21 protein-coding genes are annotated in these 20,887 nt (G+C 70.4%); 13 read left to right on the top strand and 8 right to left on the bottom strand.

Annotated elements, in window-relative coordinates; all coding sequences use genetic code 11:
* Positions 1–10 precede the first annotated feature (10 nt).
* The gene (locus tag ACGFIS_RS12590) at positions 11–661 is read left to right on the top strand and encodes a GNAT family N-acetyltransferase (RefSeq protein WP_392909499.1); all 651 of its coding nucleotides are present in this window, start codon (positions 11–13) and stop codon (positions 659–661) included.
* A 44-nt stretch (positions 662–705) separates the two neighbouring features.
* Here the strand turns inward: ACGFIS_RS12590 and ACGFIS_RS12585 are convergent, their stop codons facing one another.
* Positions 706–1,110 (bottom strand): GNAT family N-acetyltransferase, encoded by a 405-nt coding sequence (locus ACGFIS_RS12585; RefSeq protein WP_392909793.1) that lies wholly within the window; start codon positions 1,108–1,110, stop codon positions 706–708.
* On the opposite strand from ACGFIS_RS12585, the gene ACGFIS_RS12580 reads away from it, so the two are divergent.
* The 3 genes from ACGFIS_RS12580 to ACGFIS_RS12570 all read left to right on the top strand — a co-directional run bounded on the left by ACGFIS_RS12580 (position 1,045) and on the right by ACGFIS_RS12570 (position 3,800).
* A complete protein-coding gene (locus ACGFIS_RS12580; protein WP_392909803.1) occupies positions 1,045–1,317 on the top strand; it encodes a hypothetical protein in 273 nt (90 codons plus the stop codon). The genes ACGFIS_RS12585 and ACGFIS_RS12580 overlap by 66 nt on opposite strands.
* Before the next feature lie 90 nt (positions 1,318–1,407).
* Positions 1,408–2,472, top strand: a complete 1,065-nt coding sequence (locus tag ACGFIS_RS12575) for an MBL fold metallo-hydrolase (protein WP_392909497.1) — start codon at positions 1,408–1,410, stop codon at positions 2,470–2,472.
* 65 nt (positions 2,473–2,537) lie between these two features.
* Positions 2,538–3,800 (top strand): ROK family protein, encoded by a 1,263-nt coding sequence (locus ACGFIS_RS12570; protein ID WP_392970625.1) that lies wholly within the window; start codon positions 2,538–2,540, stop codon positions 3,798–3,800.
* A gap of 51 nt (positions 3,801–3,851) precedes the next feature.
* Here ACGFIS_RS12570 and map read toward each other — a convergent pair whose 3' ends face one another.
* Positions 3,852–4,676 (bottom strand): type I methionyl aminopeptidase, encoded by an 825-nt coding sequence (gene map / locus ACGFIS_RS12565; protein ID WP_392970622.1) that lies wholly within the window; start codon positions 4,674–4,676, stop codon positions 3,852–3,854.
* 89 nt (positions 4,677–4,765) lie between these two features.
* Between map and ACGFIS_RS12560 the strand changes: the two genes are divergently transcribed.
* Positions 4,766–5,035, top strand: a complete 270-nt coding sequence (locus tag ACGFIS_RS12560; RefSeq protein ID WP_392909493.1) for a helix-turn-helix transcriptional regulator — start codon at positions 4,766–4,768, stop codon at positions 5,033–5,035.
* A gap of 103 nt (positions 5,036–5,138) precedes the next feature.
* On the opposite strand, the gene ACGFIS_RS12555 is transcribed toward ACGFIS_RS12560, so the two are convergent.
* The 4 genes from ACGFIS_RS12555 to ACGFIS_RS12540 form a co-directional block, all read right to left on the bottom strand.
* Positions 5,139–5,825, bottom strand: coding sequence for a hypothetical protein (locus ACGFIS_RS12555; protein WP_392970619.1), 687 nt, complete (start codon positions 5,823–5,825; stop codon positions 5,139–5,141).
* Positions 5,826–5,907: 82 nt separating this feature from the next.
* Positions 5,908–7,617: a peptidylprolyl isomerase gene (locus tag ACGFIS_RS12550; protein WP_392970616.1), complete on the bottom strand. Its 1,710-nt coding sequence runs from the start codon at positions 7,615–7,617 to the stop codon at positions 5,908–5,910.
* A gap of 94 nt (positions 7,618–7,711) precedes the next feature.
* Entirely contained in the window at positions 7,712–8,005 is a 294-nt protein-coding gene (locus tag ACGFIS_RS12545) for a chorismate mutase (protein ID WP_392909488.1), read from the bottom strand.
* A 50-nt stretch (positions 8,006–8,055) separates the two neighbouring features.
* Positions 8,056–9,372 carry a GH1 family beta-glucosidase gene (locus tag ACGFIS_RS12540; protein WP_392909486.1) on the bottom strand — a complete coding sequence of 439 codons (1,317 nt, stop codon included), beginning with the start codon at positions 9,370–9,372 and terminating at the stop codon, positions 8,056–8,058.
* Between the two features lie 152 nt (positions 9,373–9,524).
* On the opposite strand from ACGFIS_RS12540, the gene ACGFIS_RS12535 reads away from it, so the two are divergent.
* The 5 genes from ACGFIS_RS12535 to ACGFIS_RS12515 all read left to right on the top strand — a co-directional run bounded on the left by ACGFIS_RS12535 (position 9,525) and on the right by ACGFIS_RS12515 (position 14,457).
* Positions 9,525–10,148, top strand: a complete 624-nt coding sequence (locus ACGFIS_RS12535; protein ID WP_392909484.1) for a TetR family transcriptional regulator — start codon at positions 9,525–9,527, stop codon at positions 10,146–10,148.
* Between the two features lie 46 nt (positions 10,149–10,194).
* Positions 10,195–10,803 (top strand): hypothetical protein, encoded by a 609-nt coding sequence (locus ACGFIS_RS12530; RefSeq protein ID WP_392909482.1) that lies wholly within the window; start codon positions 10,195–10,197, stop codon positions 10,801–10,803.
* 159 nt (positions 10,804–10,962) lie between these two features.
* Entirely contained in the window at positions 10,963–12,072 is a 1,110-nt protein-coding gene (locus ACGFIS_RS12525) for a ferritin-like domain-containing protein (protein WP_392909480.1), read from the top strand.
* A 337-nt stretch (positions 12,073–12,409) separates the two neighbouring features.
* Positions 12,410–13,330 carry a hypothetical protein gene (locus ACGFIS_RS12520; RefSeq protein WP_392909478.1) on the top strand — a complete coding sequence of 307 codons (921 nt, stop codon included), beginning with the start codon at positions 12,410–12,412 and terminating at the stop codon, positions 13,328–13,330.
* Positions 13,331–13,878: 548 nt separating this feature from the next.
* Positions 13,879–14,457: a septal ring lytic transglycosylase RlpA family protein gene (locus ACGFIS_RS12515; protein ID WP_392970613.1), complete on the top strand. Its 579-nt coding sequence runs from the start codon at positions 13,879–13,881 to the stop codon at positions 14,455–14,457.
* Between the two features lie 101 nt (positions 14,458–14,558).
* Here the strand turns inward: ACGFIS_RS12515 and ACGFIS_RS12510 are convergent, their stop codons facing one another.
* Positions 14,559–15,566, bottom strand: coding sequence for a hypothetical protein (locus tag ACGFIS_RS12510; RefSeq protein ID WP_392909474.1), 1,008 nt, complete (start codon positions 15,564–15,566; stop codon positions 14,559–14,561).
* A gap of 420 nt (positions 15,567–15,986) precedes the next feature.
* Here ACGFIS_RS12510 and ACGFIS_RS12505 point away from each other — a divergent pair, with 420 nt between their 5' ends.
* Positions 15,987–16,349, top strand: a complete 363-nt coding sequence (locus ACGFIS_RS12505) for a YkvA family protein (RefSeq protein WP_392909472.1) — start codon at positions 15,987–15,989, stop codon at positions 16,347–16,349.
* Between the two features lie 43 nt (positions 16,350–16,392).
* On the opposite strand, the gene ACGFIS_RS12500 is transcribed toward ACGFIS_RS12505, so the two are convergent.
* Positions 16,393–17,139 (bottom strand): IclR family transcriptional regulator, encoded by a 747-nt coding sequence (locus ACGFIS_RS12500; RefSeq protein ID WP_392909470.1) that lies wholly within the window; start codon positions 17,137–17,139, stop codon positions 16,393–16,395.
* Between the two features lie 1,255 nt (positions 17,140–18,394).
* Between ACGFIS_RS12500 and ACGFIS_RS12495 the strand changes: the two genes are divergently transcribed.
* Both ACGFIS_RS12495 and ACGFIS_RS12490 read left to right on the top strand, forming a co-directional pair.
* Complete coding sequence (locus tag ACGFIS_RS12495) at positions 18,395–18,700, top strand: hypothetical protein (RefSeq protein ID WP_392909467.1); 306 nt, start codon at positions 18,395–18,397, stop codon at positions 18,698–18,700.
* Between the two features lie 264 nt (positions 18,701–18,964).
* Positions 18,965–20,761, top strand: coding sequence for a fatty acyl-AMP ligase (locus ACGFIS_RS12490; protein WP_392970610.1), 1,797 nt, complete (start codon positions 18,965–18,967; stop codon positions 20,759–20,761).
* Positions 20,762–20,887: the final 126 nt, after the last annotated feature.

Below are 20,887 nucleotides of genomic sequence, written 5' to 3'. Positions count from 1 at the left end.
GGATGAGGAGATGCTCGCTGATCATTTCCCGTTGCTGAACCTACGACTGAGCACGCCGCGGCTTGAACTACGGCTGCCGTCGCCCGAGGAACTGTCCGCCCTCGCCGAGCTGGCCGCCGAAGGCATCCATGTCCCCGAAGAGATGCCGTTTCTGACCCCGTGGACCGACCAGCCGCCGGCCGAGGTCGCGCGGAATGTCATCCAGCACCACTGGCAGAACCTGGGGGCGTGGAAGCCGGGCGAATGGACACTCGACCTCTGCGTCCTCCATGCCGGCGCCGTGGTCGGGATGCAGAGCATCGGCGCGAGTGAACTGGCGATCACCCGTGAGGTGGCCACCGGCTCCTGGCTCGGTCAGCGTCACCAGGGCCAGGGGATCGGCACTGAGATGCGCGCGGCGGTGCTGCACCTGGCCTTCGACGGCCTGGACGCCGAAGAGGCGACCTCCGTGGCCTTCGTGACCAACCACGCCTCCCATGCCGTCTCACGCAAACTCGGCTATCGACCCGACGGCGTCGACCGGCGCGTGGTCCGGGGAGCGTTGGTCCCCGATGGCCGTCTGCGCCTCAGCCGCGCCGACTGGGATCGTCACCGCACCGTCCCCGTCACCATCGAGGGCCTGCCGCCATGCCTGCCCCTGCTGGGCCTCACCACCCCGTGACCCGACGACCGGATGCCCGGTGCCGAGGTGGGCCATCCCGGCGTTCACTCGGCAGCGGTAACGGTCACCCACCCTGTGACCTGGTCGCCCTTGCGGACCAGTTCCACGTTCGACGCCGTGAGCAGTTTCTGCGCGGCGATATTGTCCGGCGTCGTACTGACGAAGACGGATTCGAATCCGTCCGCCTGCGCGATGGCCAGGAGTTGCTTCAGGACGGCACCGCCGAAACCGGCGCCCCGATGCGAACGTCCGATCCACGCCCCGGCCTCGGCCGCCCTCTTCGCATCCTCCATCGGGCACAGCCGGGCAGCACCGACCACCGCCTCCCCCGTGACGATGGCGTACGTGGCCTCCACCGGTTCGGCCGCCAATGCCCTCGAACGATGAAACCGCAAGAACGCGTCCCGCCGCTCCGCAGTCCACCCCGGCGGCCCGGCCACCGGTGGCATCACCTCAAGAGGGTCCGCGTCCGCCACTGCGGCATCCAGCAACCGCAGCAGCAGACGATCATCAAGCCGCCGAAGCGTCATATCGGTACGCACGCCTCGATCCTGTCATTCACATCGCGCCGGGCGGACGTGTCGTTCCGCTGGATCCCCCTGCGGGGCGTCGGCGGCATGGCCTTCCTGCTGGGCCTCGGCCTCCTGATCGGCTGACGCCTTCCGAACAGTTTCGGACATCTGCCGTCCTGCGTTCGTGGACGATGAGACGTCCAGGCCTCCGCAGGCTGAGGTTAGGGTGCTGGTATGTGCGAGACAGCGGGCACACAAGGGGAAGCGGCGGCGTCCATGCCGCGTCCGGCGGCCGGGGCGGCGGTCGACCCCATTGCGCTGGAGCCGGTGGACGAGGTCGAGATCGTCACCCTGGTGGACAACGTCTATGACGCGTTGCTGACCGATGACGAGCGCACCCGGCGGGCCGGTTTCGGGGCCGGCATGGTGGAGGCGCCGCAGTTCGAGGACGGGCGCACCCCCACCGGGATGATCGCGGAGCATGGGTTCTCGGCGCTGGTGACGGTGCGCCGGGCCGGTCGCTCGCACACGCTGCTGTTCGACACGGGCCTGTCACCGCACGCGATGGTCACCAACGCCGGACGGCTAGGCATCGACCTCGGCGACGTCCACGCCGTCGTGCTCAGCCACGGTCATTTCGATCACGCGGGTGGGCTGGCCGGGCTGGCGGGCGCGCGCGGCGTCCGGTCGCTGCCGATGGTGCTGCACCCGCGGGCGTGGACGAAACGCAGGATCGCGGTACCCGGCCGGGAGACGGAGGACCTCCCGACCCTGAGCAGGCGGGCGCTGGACGGGGAGGGCTTCGAGGTCGTCGAACGCCGTGAGCCCTCGCTCCTGCTGGACGGCAGTGTGCTGATCACCGGCGAGGTGGACCGCACGACGGAGTTCGAGCGCGGTATGCCGCCCCCGCACCAGGCCTGGACGGGTACCGACTGGGTCCACGACCCGCTGGTCACCGATGATCAGGCTCTCGTCGTGAACGTCCGCGACCGGGGCCTGGTCGTGCTGACGGGCTGCGGCCACGCGGGCGCGATCAACATCGTCCGGCATGCGCGGCGGTTGACGGGAGTGGACCGGTTGCACGCCCTCGTCGGCGGGCTGCACCTGGGCGGCCCGGCGTTCGAACCGGTCATCGAGCCCACCGTCCACGCCCTGACGGAGTTCGCCCCGAGTTTCGTCGTCCCAGGTCACTGCACCGGCTGGCGTGCCCAGCACGCATTGGCCGCGGCGCTGCCCGACGCCTGGGTGCAGGGAAGCAGCGGCACCACATACCGGCTGGCCGCCGCAGACCACCACTGATCGCCGCGTAGGCGGCGCGGTCGCTTGGGTAACTTGGTGGTGTCCCATTTGTGAGAGGAGGAGCCGTGTCGTCCTCGCTCCTGCCGGGTGTCACCGGCATGAGACGGCAGGTTCCACCGGCGACCGGGCAGCGCAGACTCGGGGCCTTGCTGCGTGAGGTGCACCGGGACGGGGCGGTGTCGCGCACTGAACTGGCCGACCGGATGGGCGTGAACCGGAGCACGATCCTGACACTGATCGCCAAGCTCGCCGCGACGGGCCTGGTGCGCGAGGAGACGTCGGCGACGACGGGCCGGGCGGGCCGGCCGTCGCTGGTGGTCCGTCCCGCGACCGGTCAGGTGTACGTGCTGGCCTTCGACGTCGCGGTGGACCGGCTCGTCGCCGCCAGGGTCGGGCTCGGCGGCACGGTTCTGGAGCGCAGGGAGACGGCACGGCGCCGCGGCCAGGACGACCTGGACGAGGTGGTCACCGCCCTCGCCGAATTCGGCGGCGCGCTCGTGGCGGCCGCTCCCCCCGGCGCGAAATGCGTGGGTGTCGGCGCGTCGTACTGCGGCCTGATCGGGGCCGCCGACGGGAAGGTGCGCCTGGAACCCACCATCGGCTGGACGGACGTCGACTTCGGTCCGGCCCTCGGCCGGCGGCTGGGACTGGGGCTGCCCGTCGCCGTCGGCAACGAAGCCCATCTGGGCGCACTCGCCGAACACGAACGCGGTGCGGGCGTCGGCAGCCGGAACCTCGTCTACCTCCACGGGGACGTCGGGGTGGGCGGCGGCATCATCGTCGGCGGCAGGCTGCTGGACGGCGACGACGGCTACGCCGCCGAACTCGGGCACATGATCGTCAATCCGTATGGCGGCCGTCCCTGCAACTGCGGTTCTCGTGGCTGCCTGGAGGCGGAGGTGGGCGAATCGGCGCTGCTGGAGGCGGCCGGACGCACCGGCGGGCCGATCGGGCGCGAGGGCGTGCGCGCCGTCGTGGAGGCTGCGGAGAACGGGGACGCGGCCGCCCGCGCGGCCCTGGACCGCGTCGGCGACTGGCTCGGCATCGGCGTGACCAACCTGATCAACCTGTTCAATCCCGGCGTCGTCGTCTTCGGCGGCATGCTGAGCGAGATCTATCGGGGGTCGGCGGCGCAGGTCAGTGCCCGCGTGAACGCCGGCGTCCTGCCCGTCTCCCGCGAACGCGTCGCGCTCCGGACGGCCGCACTCGGCTACGACTCCACCCTGGCGGGCGCCGCCGAACTGGGTTTCGCCGCCCTCCTCGCCGACCCCCTGGGCACGACGCGCGCCGACCAGGATCCCACTGTGCCGGCGGCCCTGCCGGAGTGACGAGAACGTCCGGGACGCGCCGCCCGGCACGCTCCCGCCGCCGCCGGGGCGTTAGGCGTCCTCCGTGGATGGCCGAGCCGGCGGATCCGCGTTCGTCGCGGTGCGGTCCGGTTCGCGCCGGGTGAGAACCAGGGGGCCGTCCTCGGTGATGGCGACCGTGTGCTCGGAGTGGGCCGTGCGCGAGCCGTCGGCCGACCGGATGGTCCAACCGTCGGGGTCGTAGACGATCCGGTCGGTCGTCCGGGCGAGCCAGGGTTCGATCGCGAGGGTCAGGCCGGGGCGGAGGGTGAGGCCGCGCCCCGCCTTGCCCTTGTTCGACACGTGGGGGTCCTCGTGCATGGTGCGGCCGAGGCCGTGGCCGCCGAACTCGTTGTTGACCGGATAGCCGTGGTCGCGGGCCACCGCCCAGATCGCCGCCGAGATGTCGCCCAGGCGGTTGCCCGGGCGTGCCTTCTCGATCGCCGCCTCCAGTGCCTCCTCGGTGGCGCGGATGATCCGCAGGTCCTCCTCGTCGGCGGTGCCGACGACGACCGTGCGCGCCGAGTCGGCCACCCAGCCGTCGATGCCGACCGCGAGGTCCGCGCTGAGGACGTCCCCGTCGCGCAGCGTGTAGTCGTGGGGCAGGCCGTGCAGGACGGCGTCGTTGACCGACAGGCAGATGACGTTGCGGAACGGGCCGCGGCCGAAGGACGGCGCGTAGTCCCAGTAGCACGACTGCGCCCCGCGTTGCTTGATCATCGCGCGCGCGTGGTGTTCCAGGTCCAGGAGGTTGACGCCCACTGCGGCGAGCCGGCCGACCTCGGAGAGCACCTCGGCGACGAAACGCCCGGCCACGTGCATGCGCTCGATCTCCGCGGGCGTCTTCAGTTCGATCACGAGTACCTCACGTACAAGGGGGTGCTGGTATTTGTATACCGGCACTCTAGTGATTGACGGTATAGAAATACCAGTCTACTTTGGGGGACATGGTCCGCCAGCCGCTCACGCCCGAACAGATCGAAGCCGGCAGGCGTCTCGGTGCCCTGCTGCGCCACATGCGGGCAGAACGCGACCTCGCGGACGTCGCGGACGCGGCCGGCATCTCACCGGAAACCCTGCGCAAGATCGAGACCGGCCGCCTGCCCTCACCCGGGTTCGGCACGATCGTCCGCCTCGGCGAGGCGCTCGACGTGCCGGTGCAGGAGCTGGCGGCCACCTGGCGCGGCGGCGACCTGCCACTGGAAGCCGCCTCGTAGCAGCTGATCCGCCGCTGCCGGCGAGCCTGACCGTCGACTGCTTCAGCCGCCGCACCACGCGACCCGTCCCGGCCACGGCCTTGGTGTCACAGGGTGTCCGGGATTAGCCGTGGATTAGCCGGGAGTCGATTTCGGCGAGGAGGCGCAGGACCGCCTCGTCCTCCGTCCGGGCGAAGGCGGCGTCGACGGCTTCGGCCGCCGGACCGCCGGTCAGCCAGGCGATGACCTGCCGATACGCACGGGACGAGGTGTCCCAGAACGCGTTGCCCAGCCGCGGACGGCCGTGTCGCCAGACCATGTCGAGGCTGACGAACTCGTGCAGATGCCTGATCGCCTGTTCGGACGTCAGCCTGCCCCACTCGTCCAAGAAAGGCTCCATATCGGGACCTGCGCCGCCGAGCGCGCAAAGGGCCGTGTCCGCGGAGGGACAGCCGGGAAAAGATGCCAGTGTCCGCGTCCAGTACGCGTGGAGGAAATCGACGATGGCGTCGCGCTGGGGCCAGTCCCGCCAGCCCGCCTCGCCGAGCTTGATGAAGACGATCTCCGCGTCCGGCCAGCCGAAGGCGTCGTCGGCGGCCAGTTCCAGCAGCCGCGGTGTGAAGTAGCGGAACTCCTGGGGGCCGCCCCACGTGTTCAACGCCTTGGCCGCGTACCGGGCCAGGTCTTCGGCGGTGAGGTCGCGGAGCGGCGCGGCGAGCAGCGGCCTTCCCTCGTCGGCGGCGACACAGCACGGGCATCCGTGCAATTCCGCAGGCCGCGGAACATCTGCGAACGCCGCGTACAGATCCACGTCAACCCCATCAAGCCGCAGTCGGTAAGCCACAGCAGCATGCCATGCGGGACCGCAGTGCCGCCCCGGCCGAGTATCGGGGTCAACTCGCGGGTGTCCGGAACTCGGTGATGGTGATCTTCTGTTTCGGTGCGCCGTCGGCGCCGCCGTCACCCGCTCCCGCGCCGGCGACCTTGTCCACGATCTCCATGCCGGAGGTGACGCGGCCGATGACGGGATAGTCGGCGGGCAGATTCGGTGCGTCATCGTAAAGGATGAAGAACTGGCTGCCGTTGGTGTCCGGACCTGCGTTGGCCATGGCGACCGTCCCCCGGGTGTAGCGGACGCCGGTCGTGTTCTCGTTGGCGAACTCGTAGCCGGGGCCACCGGTTCCGGTGCCCGACGGATCGCCGCATTGCAGGACCTTCAGTGCCGGGCTCGTCGTGAGCCGGTGGCATGCCGTGTTGTCGTAGAACCTCTTCCTTGCGAGGTGGGCGAGGGAGTTCACCGAGCACGGGGCCTTTTCGGCGTCCAGCTCCAGTTCGAGCGTGCCGAGGTTGGTCTTGACGGTCGCGCCGACCGGCAGCGCCGATGACGCGGGCGGCGTCCCGACGTCCTTCACCTGCCCGTCCTTCACGGGCTCATAGCCGCAGCCGTTCGCGGTGGCGGCGGCGGTGGCGGGGGCCGACCGGGCCACCGGCCTGCCGCCCTCGGCTTCGGCCCCCTCGCGGTCCCCGAGCAGGATCGTGGCGACGCCGCTGCCGATGCTCAACACCACAACGGTCACGGCTGCGGCGGCGATGAGCAGCGGGCGGCCGCTCCGTCCAGATGCCGCCGGACGCGTGGGATGCGGGAACCCCGGTGGAGGCGGAGGCTGGGGCGGAAGCGGTACGGCGGGCGGAAACGCGCCGTCCGGCGCTGCGAACGGAGGCGCCCCTGCGGGAGGCGGCGGGGCAGCGGGGAGGGCGGCGGCCGAGGTGCCTTCCGCCAGGAGGTTCGCGTCCGTCCCGGTGCCGAGCAGCCGTTGCAGCACCTGCAGCGCGGTCGGGCGGGCCGCCGGGTCCTTGGCCAGGCAGGACGCGGCCAGCTCGCGCAGGTCCCCGGTCAGCGCGCCCAGGTTCGGCTCGCCGTGCAGGATCCGGTGCATGATCGCCGGCACGGAGTCGCTGCCGAACGGCGGGACCCCGTTCGCGGCGAACGCCATCGTGCAGCCCCACGCGAACATGTCCAGCGGCGCGCCGCCGGTGGTCCCGGCCACCTGTTCCGGCGCCATGTAGGCGGGCGTGCCGACGGCGCCGGTCATGGTCGCGGACGTGGCGTCCAGCGGCCGGGCGATGCCGAAGTCGATGACCTTCGGACCGTCCGCGGCGAGCAGCACGTTGGCCGGTTTGAAGTCGCGGTGGACGACGTCCGCCTCGTGGATCGCCGCGAGCGCCGTCGCGGTGCCGATGGCGAGCCGGGTCAGTTCGCCGGCGGTGAACGCGCCGCGCTCCGAGACCAGGTCACGCAGCGTCGGCCCGTCGATGTACTCGCTGACGATGTACGGCGTGTCCCCGTCCGCCTCCGCGGCGAGGACGGGCGCGGTGCAGAACGCGGCGACGCGACGGGCCGCGGCCAGCTCCCGCTCGAAACCGGTGCGTGCACGGGCGTCCCGTCCGAAGTCGGCGTGCAGGAGCTTGACCGCGACCCGCCGCCCGGTGTCCGATTCGCCCAGGAAGACGCTGCCCTGGGCCCCCTCTCCGATCCGGGCGGTCAGCCGGAACCCGCCGACCTCGCGAGGGTCGTTCGGACGTAGCGGACGGGGGTCGTGCATTCGGGACCTCCACGGCGTGAGCAGAGCGGGGGGACTGTCCGCGGGCGTTCTGACCTCGTGTCCGAGACCGGCCCGGAAGCGCGCGGCCGTGTGTTCAGGACCGGCGTGCGGCTGTGTGGTGTGCGAGTTCCAGGTCGATGAAGGCGCTGATCATCGCCCGCCACACCGACTCGGCGACCTCCGGTGCGAGGCCCGCGCGGGCGGCGCGCTCGCGTGCCAGCGCGACGACCTTCTCCACTCGGTCGGGTGCGCGGACGGCCTGCTCGTCGGCCTTGAACGCGGCCGCCGCCCGCACCAGGCCCTGCCGTTCGGCCAGCAGCCGGACGAGTTCACCGTCGATGCCGTCGATGCGGGCCCGCACGTCCGCGAGTGATTCGGGGGTGTCCATGCGCCGAGCATGCCACCGCTCGTCCGGTGGCGTCGCCGCGACCGGTGGTGTCACCGTGAGCCGGCGTGCTTCCGAGAGGAGGCGATGAGGTCGCGGTACCAGGTGTAGGACCTCTTCGGTGTGCGCTTCTGCGTCTCGTAGTCGACGTGGACGAGGCCGAAGCGCGGGTGGTAGCCCTCCGACCATTCGAAGTTGTCCAAGAGTGACCACGCGTAGTAGCCCCGGATGTCGATGCCCTCGTCGATGGCGGTTCGCATGGACTTGATGTGGGCGTCCAGGAAGTCGATGCGGGACGAGTCGTCCACGACGCCGTCCGGGCCGATCTCGTCGGGGAACGAGCAGCCGTTCTCGGTGATGTAGAGCGGCGGCAGGTCGTACCTGGAGTCGAGCGTACGCAGCAGTGAAAGGAACGCGTCGGGGACGATCGGCCAGCCCATGCCGGTCGTGGGGTACTCGGTGATGTCGGTGATGTCGAAGGGGAGCGGCCCCTCGGACGGCGTGGTCAGCCGCGTCGGCTGGTAGTAGTTCACTCCGAGGAAGTCGATGGGCGTGGCGATGACGTTGAGGTCCTCGGGGCGGATGAACGGCGCGTCGTCCATGATGCCGGGGTAGCGCCCAAGGAGGACGGGGTCGGTGAACAGCCGGTTCATGAACGTGTCGAAGGCGTCCGCGGCCGGCTGGTCGGCGGGGGACGCGGCCCAGGCCGGGGAGTAGTGGTTCGTCAGGCCGATCTTGCGGGCGTTCCGGCTGCGCAGGGCGTGGACGGCGAGTCCGTGGCCGAGGAGCTGGTGGTGCGCGGTGGGGAGCGCGTCGAGCATGAGGGCCCTACCGGGGGCGTAGACCCCGAACGCGTAGCCGTAGGCCATGACGACCACCGGCTCGTTCAGGGTTATCCACATGTCCACGCGGTCGGCGAGCCGCTCGGCGGCGAGGTAGGAGAATTCGGCGAACCGGTAGGCGGTGTCACGTTCCATCCAGCCGCCTGCGTCTTCGAGGGGCTGCGGGAGGTCCCAGTGGTAGAGGGTCGCGGCGGGGGCGATGCCTTCGGCGAGCAGGCCGTCGACCAGGCGGTCGTAGAAGTCGAGTCCCCGGGTGTTGACGGCGCCGCTTCCGGACGGCTGCACGCGCGGCCACGCGATCGAGAACCGGTAGGAGTCGACGCCGAGACCGGCCATGAGCGCGACGTCCTCGGGCCAGCGGTGATAGTGGTCACAGGCGACGTCGCCGGTGTGGCCGTCGCGGACGCATCCCGGCGTGTGGGAGAACGTGTCCCAGGTGGACGGTCCCCGCCCGTCCTCGTCCACCGCGCCCTCGACCTGGTAGGCGGCGGTGGCGACACCCCAGCGGAAGCCTTCCGGAAGCCCCATCGCGTCCCTCTCCCCTGTCCTGGCCCAAAATGCGAATAGCTTTCGGATATTAGGTGCTCGGGTGGTGTGCACGGAAGACTCCCGTGACCTGCCGGTGGGGAACGGCAGGTCGCGCATGCCGAGCGGCGTCACGTTCGGGTGACAATGGTGGGGTGACCGAGATCCGGACCCCGCTCCGCCGTCGTCCCGCCCAGCGCCGCAGTGCCGAACGCGTCCAGAGGATGCTCGACGCATGCGCGGGCATCCTCGACGAGGACGGCTACGACGGCCTCACCACGACGCGCATCGCGCAGCGCGCCGACGTGGCCATCGGCTCGGTGTACCAGTTCTTCCCCGACAAGCGCGCTGTCGCGCAGGCCCTCGCCCTGCGCAACCTGGAGGTGTTCGGGGAGCGGATCTCGGCGCGGCTGGCCGAGGACGACTTCGCCGACTGGTCCGACACGGTCGGCGCGATCATCGAGATCTTCGTGGAGATGCACCGCACCGTCCCCGGCTTCCGGGTGCTGCGGTTCGGCGACGTCGCGGACGTCAACCTGCTCGACTCCGACGCCGACAACAACGCGGTCGTCGCCGACCGGCTCCGCCAGATGATCATCGAGACGTTCGACCTGCGCGACACCCCGGGCCTCGCCACCGCTCTCGCCATCTCGGTCGAGGCCGGCGACGCCGTGCTGAAGATGGCGTTCCGCAGCGACCCGAACGGCGACCCGATGATCGTCGCCGAGGCGGAGCGGCTGATCCACGGCTATCTGGCCTCGCACATCGAAGAGTCCTGACCGAAGACTTCGTCTGTGCCAGACTCCCCAAAACGCTACAGAACGGGTGAGTCCGCTGGACGACGAACGGCTTCAGGCGCAGAACAGGCTGCTGATCCGGCAGCGGATCCGCCTGATGGTGAACCAGTACGAGGTGCACGCCGAGGCGCCGGGCGGCGGGGAGGGCGAGCTCCTCGCGTTCGCGCAGCAGAAGCGCCTGGCGTTCAAGGAGCAGGTGACCCTGTACGCGGACGACGCCAAGACCCGTCCGATCCTCGGTTTCAAGGCCCGCAAGCGCATCGACCTCGCGTCCGCGTACGACGTCACGGACGCGGACGGCCGGCCGATCGGCGTCTTCCGCAAGGACTTCAAGAAGTCGCTGCTCGCCTCCACCTGGCACCTGGAGCAGCCGGGCCTCGGCGTCACGACGGGCAGTGAGCGCAACAAGGCCATCGCGCTGCTGCGCCGCGTCTGGCAGATCATCCCCTACGTCGACGCCCTGCCGTTCGCCTGGCCGTACCACTTCGACTTCTACGCCGGTGACGAGGTCGTCTTCTCGGTCGACAAGAAGTTCGGCATCCGCGACCGCTACGTCGTCGAGATCAGGGAACCGCGCCTCGACCGCCGCCTGGTCATCGCCCAGGCCGTGGGCCTGGACGCGCTCCAGTCCCGCTGACCGCCGCCTTGCCGGGGCGGTCCGGCGGTGGATTTCGTCAGTGGGTTCTTGCATGAGGCTGGCCTCGTGGCGCTTTACATGTTACGAAGGTATGTAAAGCCGTGGGCGGAGCACACCCGCGTCGCGATCGCGGCGTCATCCCCCGAGGAGGATCCCCCCGTGAGTTCCTACGACCTCTACTCCACGCCTGTCCCGACGGAGACGTGGAACGTCCCGATGGCGGGCGATACCCGCTTCACCTGGGAGTACGACGAGGGCCGCGACCGGCTGCTGAACCTGTACCAGAAGGGCAAGGACAAGCAGTGGGACGCGCAGAAGCGCATCGACTGGAACCTTGAGGTCGACCCGAACAACGTCGCCGGCCTGCCGGAGAACTTCAACCCGCTCTTCGGCTCCGACATCTGGGAGAAGATGTCGCAGAAGGAGCGCGACGAGTTCGGGCGGCACCAGGGCTCGTGGCTGTTCAGCCAGTTCCTGCACGGCGAGCAGGGCGCGCTGAACGTGTCGGCGCGCATCGTCCAGTCCGTCCCCGACCTGGACTCCAAGTTCTACGCCGCCACCCAGACGATGGACGAGGCGCGGCACGTCGAGCTCTACACGAAGTTCGTGCACGAGAAGATCGGCATGTACTACCCGGTCAACCAGGACCTGGCGAAGCTGCTCGCCGAGTCGCTGGAGGACAGCCGATGGGACCTGCCGTACCTCGGAATGCAGGTCCTCATCGAGGGCCTCGCCCTCGCCGCGTTCGGCCTCTACCGCGACATGTCGACCAACCCGCTGGTCAAGCAGCTCCTCGCCTACGTCATGCAGGACGAGGCGCGGCACGTGGCGTTCGGACGGCTCGCGCTCAAGGACTACTACGCGGAGCTCACCGACAAGGAGCGGGCCGAGCGTGAGGAGTTCGTCGTCGAGGGCTGTTACCTGATGCGGGACCGTTTCAAGGGACGCGAGGTCTTCGAGCAGCTGGACATGCCCGTCGACAAGTGCATGGAATTCGTCGACAACTCCGACATGTACACGCTCTATCAGTCGCTGCTGTTCAGCCGCATCGTCCCGTGCGTCCGGGACGTGGGGCTGTGGGGCGACAAGGTGCAGGCCGCCTACACGGACATGGGCGTCCTCGACAACGCCAAGGCCGACCTTGAGGCGCTGATGAAACAGGACGAGGAGATCGCCGAAAAGGTCGACGAGGAGCGTTACGCGGCCGAGCTCGCCGCCCGCAAGAACGAGGTCGACGACGCCATCACCCTCGGCGGCGCCGTGGAGTAGTCGGCCCGCAGGCCAGTACGGGGGCGCCCGCCGGGCGCCCCCGTTCGCGTTCCCGGGGTCGCGGCCCTGGGTCGCTCATGGGTTCGCGTGGCGGATTCAGGTGGCGGTCTCGCGTCTCTGGGGTGACTTTATCGAATCTTGTCACCATTTGATTCGCGCGGGGATGTCGCCGATCAATTTCCGTAGATCTATATGGTGTTTACCAATTGCTTCTCCAATTGGCCGTGGAGTCCTCCGGGCTGTACTAATGTCGCCGGTCGACGGTGCGCCGGATTCTGCAAGCCGCGCGGGCGCACATCACACGTGCAGGGTCAATCCGAAAACCCCGGGGGGAAGCATGAACCGATCCGTCAGAAATCTGCTGAGCGTCTCCGTCCTCGCTCCGGTCGCCGCCGCGTTCGCGGTCGCGGCCGCACCGGCGAACGCCGCGCCGGGCCCGTCCACCACGCTCCTCTACGAGGCGTACGCCGCGGCCGCGCCGGTCGCCCAGACGCTCCCCGAACCCGTCACCATGGCCGCCGGGCAGACCGCGGAGCTGACCACGGGAGCGGTCGACGGTGTCCTCCAGAGCGCCCCGGCCGGGCCCGGCTACCGCACTGCGGCACGACGATGCACGCTGAACCCGGGCAAGGCGGTCAACTCCCACGCCGGTACGACGCTTCCGGAAACCTCGCTCCTGGTCCCCGGCCAGACCCCGCTGGGTGCGCTGCCCGACGGCGACTGCCTTGGAGCGACGCCCCAGGCCGGCCAGCGTACGGCGGGGGACGCGCCCGTCCCGCCCGGCAGCGGGGGCGAGCTCCCCGCCGCGACGGGCGACCTGCCCGGAATGCTCCTGGGGAGCCTCACCGACCTCGGCGGGACCCTGGGTGGCGGCGGCCCGCTCGGCGGCCTTCCGGGCGGGGGGACGGCCCTCCCCAACGGCCGCTACGCCGAGGCGCCGCTGAGCACGGCTCTGCCCGACCTCCTGTCCAGGCTGGGCTCCGCGCAGCCCGCCGGGCTCGCGGTCGGCACGACGCTCTTCCCGCCCGCCGGACGCCACGCGCGGCCGGGGCCGGCCGACGACGTCCTCGGCCAGGCGAACGACGCGGTCAACGAGGCCGGGGCCGGCCTCGATGCCGAGAACGGTGTCGGCCAGGTGGTGGAGGTGCTGAAGTCGCGGGACCGCGTCGCCGCCCCGGCCGATGGCCCGCTGGACGGCCCGGTGTCCCTGCTGGACACGTCCGGGCTCGGGCTGCCGGGGGTACCCGGCCTCGGCTGAACAGGCGAGGAAACGGGGCGTTCCGCGGGTGCCGGACGGCATCCGCGGAACGCCCCGTTTCGTTTGACCAAGCGGTTGTTATTTGCCCGAGATCAGACCTTCTTGTGCGGGTAAATGCGATCTTCAAACCCGGTTACCCCATGCGGTTGATCCACTTCAGAGGGCAAAAGGTCGGGTGACAAACCCCACAAACCAGGGCCCTGAGGCTCGATTCACACGGGACACAACGTACGGTCAAGGACTTGTGCGGCGTCTTAGAGATCAAAAGTGAAGATGCCTTTCCAGCCGCACCTGCCGGACGCCGCGACCGCGATGACGCGCAAGCGCCCAGACCACGATGCGCAGGCGCCATGAAGATCGGTGCGGAGGCGGGCCTGTGAGCCCGCGGGCGGCGCGGGATTCGGGGACGAGAACGATCGACGTCGCCTGAACGCGCCGCGAGAACGGCGGTACGACACGCCGGGCGTCCGGGGCCCTGTCCCCGATCAAAGGACACCTCTGTGGGTAGCCCTGTCAGGCGTCTTCTTCGAGCACGCCTACGCACCATCATGATCATCTCTGGCGCCACCGCCGCCGTTCTCGCCCTGGGCGCGTTCGCCCTGGTCAACGGCGACGCCACCGCGAAGTCGGCCCAGGCCGCGCAGACCGCGCCACCGGCCACGGCACCGCCGGCGGACCAGCGGCGATCGGAACAGCCGCGGGCGAGCCGCGGCAAGACCCGCTCACCGGAGCCGTCACCGACGAAGACGAAGACTCCGGAGCGCGAGGCCGACACCCAGGCCGGCCACGTGCCCGAACCCGAGAAGAAGAAGCAGAAGAAGAAGAAGAACAAAGCCGTGGAGTCGGGCTCCTGTGAGGCCTCCTACTACTGGCAGGGGCAGATGACCGCCAGCGGAGAGCCGTTCGACCCGAGCGAGCTGACGGCCGCGCACAAGACGCTGCCGATGGGCTCCAAGGTCCGCGTGACCAACAAGAACAACGGCCGTTCGGTGACCGTCCGCATCAACGACCGCGGACCGTACGCCGGTAGACGCTGCCTGGACCTCTCCAGGGCCGCGATGAAGAAGGTCGGCGGCACGGGCGCGGGCGTCATCCCCGTCCGGTACGAGGTCCTGTCGCGCGGCTGATCCCTGAAACGAACGAACCCGCCCGGCGGGCGCTCGACCGCGCCCGCCGGGCGGTCCCACACCGGTTCAGGCACCCCACATCCTTCGATGGGCCGCAGTGTTCAGCGTCTGGTGCTGAACTCCGCGTGATGCGCCTGGACCGTGTCCTGAGTCTCGGGGACGCCGCCGGCCGCGCCCGGGGACCAGGCTCCATGCCCACCGTCCACCGGCTCCGCCTCCCCGGAGGGCGCGTCCGCACGCTGCTCGTCCTTCGCGCGCGTGTTCACCGGTGTGTGCGGCGATGGGGCGGCGAGGCGCTCGCGGAACCAGTCGGTGAGGACGCCGTCCACGCGCACGGCTTCGGTGATGGGCGCGCGGGCCTCGGTGCCCGGTTCCGCGGCCAGGGCGTGCCCCATGCGGAACGTGGCGGACTCCACGGGGCCGGTGACGTGGCGGCGCAGCTCGTCGCGCAGGGCGGTGATCTCACGTGCGGGGACGACGCGGTCCTTGGCGCCGCCGATGAGGAGCGTCGCGACGTCCCGTCCGGCGATGTCGGCGGCGAGGGCGCCGAGGTCGAGCCGGTCGGCGAGCGCGGCGGCGCGGTCGGTCCAGGACCGTTCGAGGCCGGAGCGCTTCTCCACCGCACGTGCGGCGCGTGCGGGCGCCACGACGGGCGCCACGAGCGCGACGGTGCTCACCGGTACGGCGTCGCGCGCCACGGCCAGCAGCGCGGCGGCGCCGCCCGCGCTGAAGCCGACCAGGCCGATGGGGCCGTCCGGCAGTGCGAGGTCGCGGCGGATGTCCGCCAGGGCGGCGGGGAGGCGCTGCGCGGCGTCATCGACCGCCGTGCAGTACGTCTCGATGGTCTCGCTCTGCAGGATCGCGCCCGATTCGAGCCCGCCGTCCGGGCGGGCGGGCAGATCGAGGTAGACGCGCCATACCGGGACGCCCGTCATCGGGATCGAGGACGCGAGCGCGCTCGCGGTGCGCGGAGGATCGAAGCCGGGCCAGGCCACGATCAGCCGGGTCGGGCCCGTGGCGGTTCCGTCGACCGCGGTCGGGGGCAGCGCGACGTAGGGGTCGCCCCCCGCGATGCCATGGACGGGGCGATGCGCGTCGTCGCCGCTCATCGGATACCGCGCCTCATCGGATAGGCCGCTCATCGGGTACTGCCGCTCATCGGGTGCCTCGGCTCATCGGGTACTTCGGCTCCTGCGATGTCGAAGGGCGATGCCGGTCGTGCCGGGGGAGGCGGCGCTCCTCCCGCGCGTCGGCCCATGCTGCCAGCGCATGCCGGTCAACACGCCGTGAATCCGCTGCGCGTCGCCTACGAGTGATGAAGAACTCACCTGTGGTGACGCCTGGTCGCATCCTCAGGTCAGTGTCCGTCCGGGGCGTTTCACGATCGTTCCGGCGCCGGTCCGGACGCCACGGCTGTGACACCCGCCTCATGATCGGTTCAGTGGAACATTTCCGGCACTTGCCGCGTCATAGATAAGCGTGGGCGCCGCGGGGGCGCGCCCTCATGAACGTCCGTATGAGGAGTGCTCGTGGACAGGAAGCGCAGTGCGGCCGCCGCAGGGCAGGCCTGGCAGATCTATCGCGAGACCCTGGAACCCGAAGCCCCTGGGCTCTGGGAGCGCGTACGCGCGGTCCCCCGGATGCTCAAGTCGGTCCTTCGCGGGCAGTACAAGGGCATGTCCTTCGGGACGCTCGGACTGCTCGCCCTGGGCCTCGTCTACATCGTCTCCCCGATCGACGCGATCCCCGACATGATTCCCATCGCGGGCATCGCCGACGACACCGGACTGGCTCTCTGGATGGCGACGATCCTCGTCAAGGCCGCGGGCGACTTCGTCGCCTGGGAGCGCGGCGGGCGTCCGACCGTCCTCGTGGGCGAACCCGTCGACTGAGATTCCGTTGAAGGCGAGGCCATCCGCGCGATGGTCTCGCCTTTCACGTGTTCGGGCCCAGTTCCTTGGCGAAGCGCTCGGCGGCCTCCCGCATGATGGGGACGACGTTCGGGACGGCCTCGCGGGTCATGCGCCCTGAGGGGCCGGACACCGAGATCGCGGTCAACGCCGGAGCGCCCCGCAGCGGCACCGCGAGGCAGCGGACACCGAGTTCCTGCTCCTCGTCGTCCAGCGCGTACCCCTGCTCGCGGATCCGTTCCAGTTCGACCAGGAGGGCTTCCGGGTCGGTGAGCGTGTTGGGCGTGTGCGCGTCCATGCCGGTGCGGCCGAGGATCTCCCGGACCCGCTGGTCGGAAAGCTGCGACAGAAGCGCCTTCCCCACGCCGGTGCAGTGCGGCTGGACGCGCCGTCCCACTTCGGTGAACATCCGCATCGAGTGCTTGGACGGCACCTGCGCGACGTACACGGCCTCATCGCCTTCCAGCACCGCCATGTTGGCCGTCTCGCCCACCTCGTCCACGAGACGGGACAGCACCGGGCGCGCCCACGTGCCCAGCAGGCGGCTGGCGCCCTCGCCGAGCCGGACGAGCCGCGGCCCCAGGGCGTACCGCTTGGACGGCTCCTGGCGCACGTACCCCTGGTTCACCAGTGTCCGCATCAGGCGGTAGATCGTCGGCATCGGCAGGCCGGACACCTCCGTCAACTCCGACAGAGCCATCTCGCCCCCCGCGTCCGCCAGATGCTCCAGCAGGTCGAACGCACGCTCCAATGACCGAACGGCCTCCGCCACCCCGTCTCCTTCCCTCGGACTCACCCGGATTCTACGGAGAGCCGATTTCACTATGCGAAAGAGGGCCTGTTGGTGGAGTGATGCACGTTACACATGCGGAGACATGGCAATAACTGTCTGTGCCCGGCGTCGCGTCGCCGCCCCCCTGGCAGCCGTAGAGAGAGCAAACGCGAGAGGGGATCGGGTGCAAACGGGGCGCCGTAGGACCCACTGGGGTGCGGTCGCACTGGCCGTACCGGCACTGACACTCGTCGGCCCGGCCGCCGACGCCGTACCGGACGAACGCCCGGCCGCCGTCCGGTTACTCATGGACATGACGGCGACGGCGAGAACGACATCCGGCCCCGACCTTGCGTTGGCGTACACGGTCCGAGTGCACGCACAGGGCGGGATCGCGAAGGACGCGACGTTGCGTCTGGTGGCGGAACATCCGTTGTCCTGGACGAAGCACTCGCCGGCATGCACGGAGATGGACGCAGGGCACGAACTGCGATGCGCCCTGGGTGACCTTGGTGAGACGGCGGTTGAGCGAACGGCCACCGTCCGAGTGCCGAGTTCGACGGCTTCGGGCCCGTCCGCGAGGCCGTTGAGCGTCCTCGCCGTGGCAGACGCCGCGAACGTGGAACGCCGGTCGATCCGCGCGGTCATCGACCATGCGGGGGAGGCCGGCGGAGAGGAACCGAGCGCCGGTGGTCAGTCCGATGGGACCGAAGACCCCACGGACGCGGGAACGCCCAGCGGCGGCGAGCCGACCATGGGTGGTCAGGAGAGCACTCCTTCGTGTGGTGACGATGCGGACGGCGAACCCTGTCAGGAGGGCAAGCCCAGTCCGAGTGGTCAGGCCGATGCGGACGGCGGGCCTTCCGGTCCCTCTGGGGAGACCGGTGGTGCTGCCGAATCCGGTCCGAGCGGTCGGCCTGAGGAGCCGGAGCCGGAGCCGGAGCCGGCCGATGGCAAGCCGACTCCGGCCGATGGCAAGCCGACTCCGGCCGGTCAGTCCGGTGCGGACGGTAAGCCCACCGGCAAGCCGTCATGCGAGGCGGGCAGCGGCAAGGCGTGCCACGACGCCGCGCCGTCCGCCGGAGCGGGTGCGAAGCCCGGGGCGGCAAGTGAGCCGGGCGCGCACGACCAGGCGGACGCGGGTGCGAAGCCCGGAACGGCGAGTGGTCCCGGTGTTCCTGACGGTCCAGCCGGTTCCGGCGGGACGGGGGCGGGAGCGTCCGGACCCGGAGGGCAGGGCGTTCAGGAGTTCGCCGTGCCGGACCTGCCGACCGCGGCGCCGTCGGCGCCGTCGGCACCCGAGCCGGGCGCGGTCGTCCTGCCGCCGCTGACCGTCCCGGACCAGGCGCGGTCAGCAGCCGGTGAGAGCCAGATGACGCTGATGTCCCCGACCGCGATGAGCGAACGGGACGAGACGGACTGGGCGATCGTCATCGGCATTGCGCTCGTGGCCGAGATCGGGCTGCTGTGGGGTGCGGCCTGTGTCGGTCTGTGGCGGCGGCGGATCGCCCTGGACCGCGCCGCGTCGAGGGCGGCGGAGGCCGGTCCGGCAGTGGGCTGACTCAGGCCGGGCACGGTCGGTGACCGCGCGGACGCCCACCTGTGAAAGGGGATTTCCTCTTGTCACGGCGGTGACAAACACGGGTTTGCCGAATGTGACCGAGAGCTAATATCGCTCACTGACTACCATCCGGTAGCTTCACGATCATCGCCGGTTGCCGGGGGGCGCCAGACACAGTCGTCCGGCCGGCGCGCGCCACATCCACCGACGGCGCCCAACCCTCAGATGGCCCCCGCCCGGCTCGTCCCCTCGGGAGAATGATCAATGGCATTGGGCTCGCTGCTTCCCGACCTCCTTCCCGGAGGCTCCGGCCGCACCCCGCTGATCGAGCGTGTCGCGAGGTGGGCGAAGGAGAAGCCGGACGCCCCGGCGTACACCTTCGTCGACTACTCGACCGACCCGTCCGGCGCCCATGTCACGCTGACCTGGGCCGAGACCGACCGTCGCGCGCGGGCGGTGGCCGCGACCCTCCGGCAGGTCACCGGTCCCGGCGAACGCGCCGCGTTGCTGTTGCCGCAGACTCTCGAATACATGATGACCATGCTCGGCGCCATGTACGCCCACGTCATCGCCGTGCCGCTGTTCTCACCCGACCTGCCGGGGCACGCCGACCGGCTGATCGGCGCCTACGCCGACGCCGAGCCCGCGGTCATCGTCACGACGCGGAACGCGCTGCCGCACGTCGAGAAGTTCCTCGCCGACCACGACGTCCCGCAGCCGAAGGAGATCGTGTTCGCCGAGGAGATCGACCTCTCCCTGGCCGGACGGTGGGACGACGAGCCGATCGCGTTCGACGACCTCGCGTACCTGCAGTACACGTCGGGTTCCACCCGCCGCCCCGCCGGAGTGGAGATCACCCACGGGAACGTGACGGCGAACGCCGCGCAGCTCTGGGCCGGGTGGGCGCCCGACAGGCCCGATCCCGAACTGGTGAGCTGGCTGCCGCTGTTCCACGACATGGGGCTGATCGCGACGATGGCCCTGCCACTCGTGAACGGCGACCACGCCATCTTCACCGACCCCGTCTCGTTCATCATGAACCCGATGCGGTGGCTCAAGCTGATCTCGGAACGTCCGGGCAAGAACGTCTACACGGCGGGGCCGAACTTCGCCTACGAGTACGTGGCGTCCCAGGCGACGCCGGAGAAGATCGCCGGCCTGGACCTGTCCGGGCTGACGACGTGCCTGAACGGCGCGGAACCGATCCGGACGTCCACGCTGTCGATGTTCGCGGACGCGTTCGCGTCCGCCGGTCTGCGGCCGGGCGCGCAGGCGCCGGGGTACGGGCTGGCCGAGGCGACCGTGTTCGTCACCGCGGCCGCCGAGGATGTCCCGCCGAAGGTCGTCTTCGCGGACCGCGACATCCTGACCCAGGGCGACCTGCTGCTCTGCGACGAGGCGTCCGAGCGGGCCAGCGCGCTCGTGTCGTGCGGGCGGCCCTCCGGGCAGATCGTCGCGATCGTCGACCCGGACACGTGCGTCGAGCAGCCTGACGGCAAGGTCGGCGAGATCTGGGTGCACGGCCCGAACACGGCACCCGGCTACTGGCGCAACTCCGAACGCAGCCAGGACACGTTCGGCGGCGAACTGTCGGAACCGGGTGAGCTTCCGTCCGGCCCCTGGATGAAGACCGGTGACTACGGCGTCGTCCACGAGGGCGAGCTGTATGTGACAGGCCGCATCAAGGACCTCATCATCGTGGACGGCCGCAACCACTACCCGCAGGACATCGAGGTCACCACACAGGAGGCGCACGCGGCGATCCGCCCCGATCACGTCGCCGCGTTCGCGTTGCCTGGGGAGGAGACCGAGCGGCTGGTGGTCGTCGCCGAGCGCAACCGCCGCGTCCCCCTCGGCCGGGTGGACGTCGAGGAGGTGGAGTCGGCGGTAAGGGGCGCCATCAACGTCGAGCACGAGATGAGCGTCCACGAGTTCGTGTTGATCGAACCGGGTGGCGTGTCCCGTACGTCCAGCGGAAAGATCGCACGTGCGGCCACCCGGCAGCGCTACCTTGACGGCGAGCTGTCAACGACAGAGGCTCGTCTGGCGTCTCGTAGGTAGACGTGTGACGTCACCCCCGTCCCGGCTGGGCGGGCGTGCCCTTCCGGGTGGGCTGTTCCCGGCGGGCGGCCGGTGGTTGAGAATGGGAGCCGGCGTCCACCCCGGGTCGTTCCGGGACGGGCGACG

Origin of the sequence: Spirillospora sp. NPDC048824 (genome assembly GCF_043198455.1) — a bacterium.
In the GTDB taxonomy this organism is placed as follows: Bacteria; Actinomycetota; Actinomycetes; order Streptosporangiales; family Streptosporangiaceae; genus Spirillospora.
Note: the sequence above shows the minus strand (reverse complement) of the source record. Positions and strands in the feature narration are given on the sequence as shown.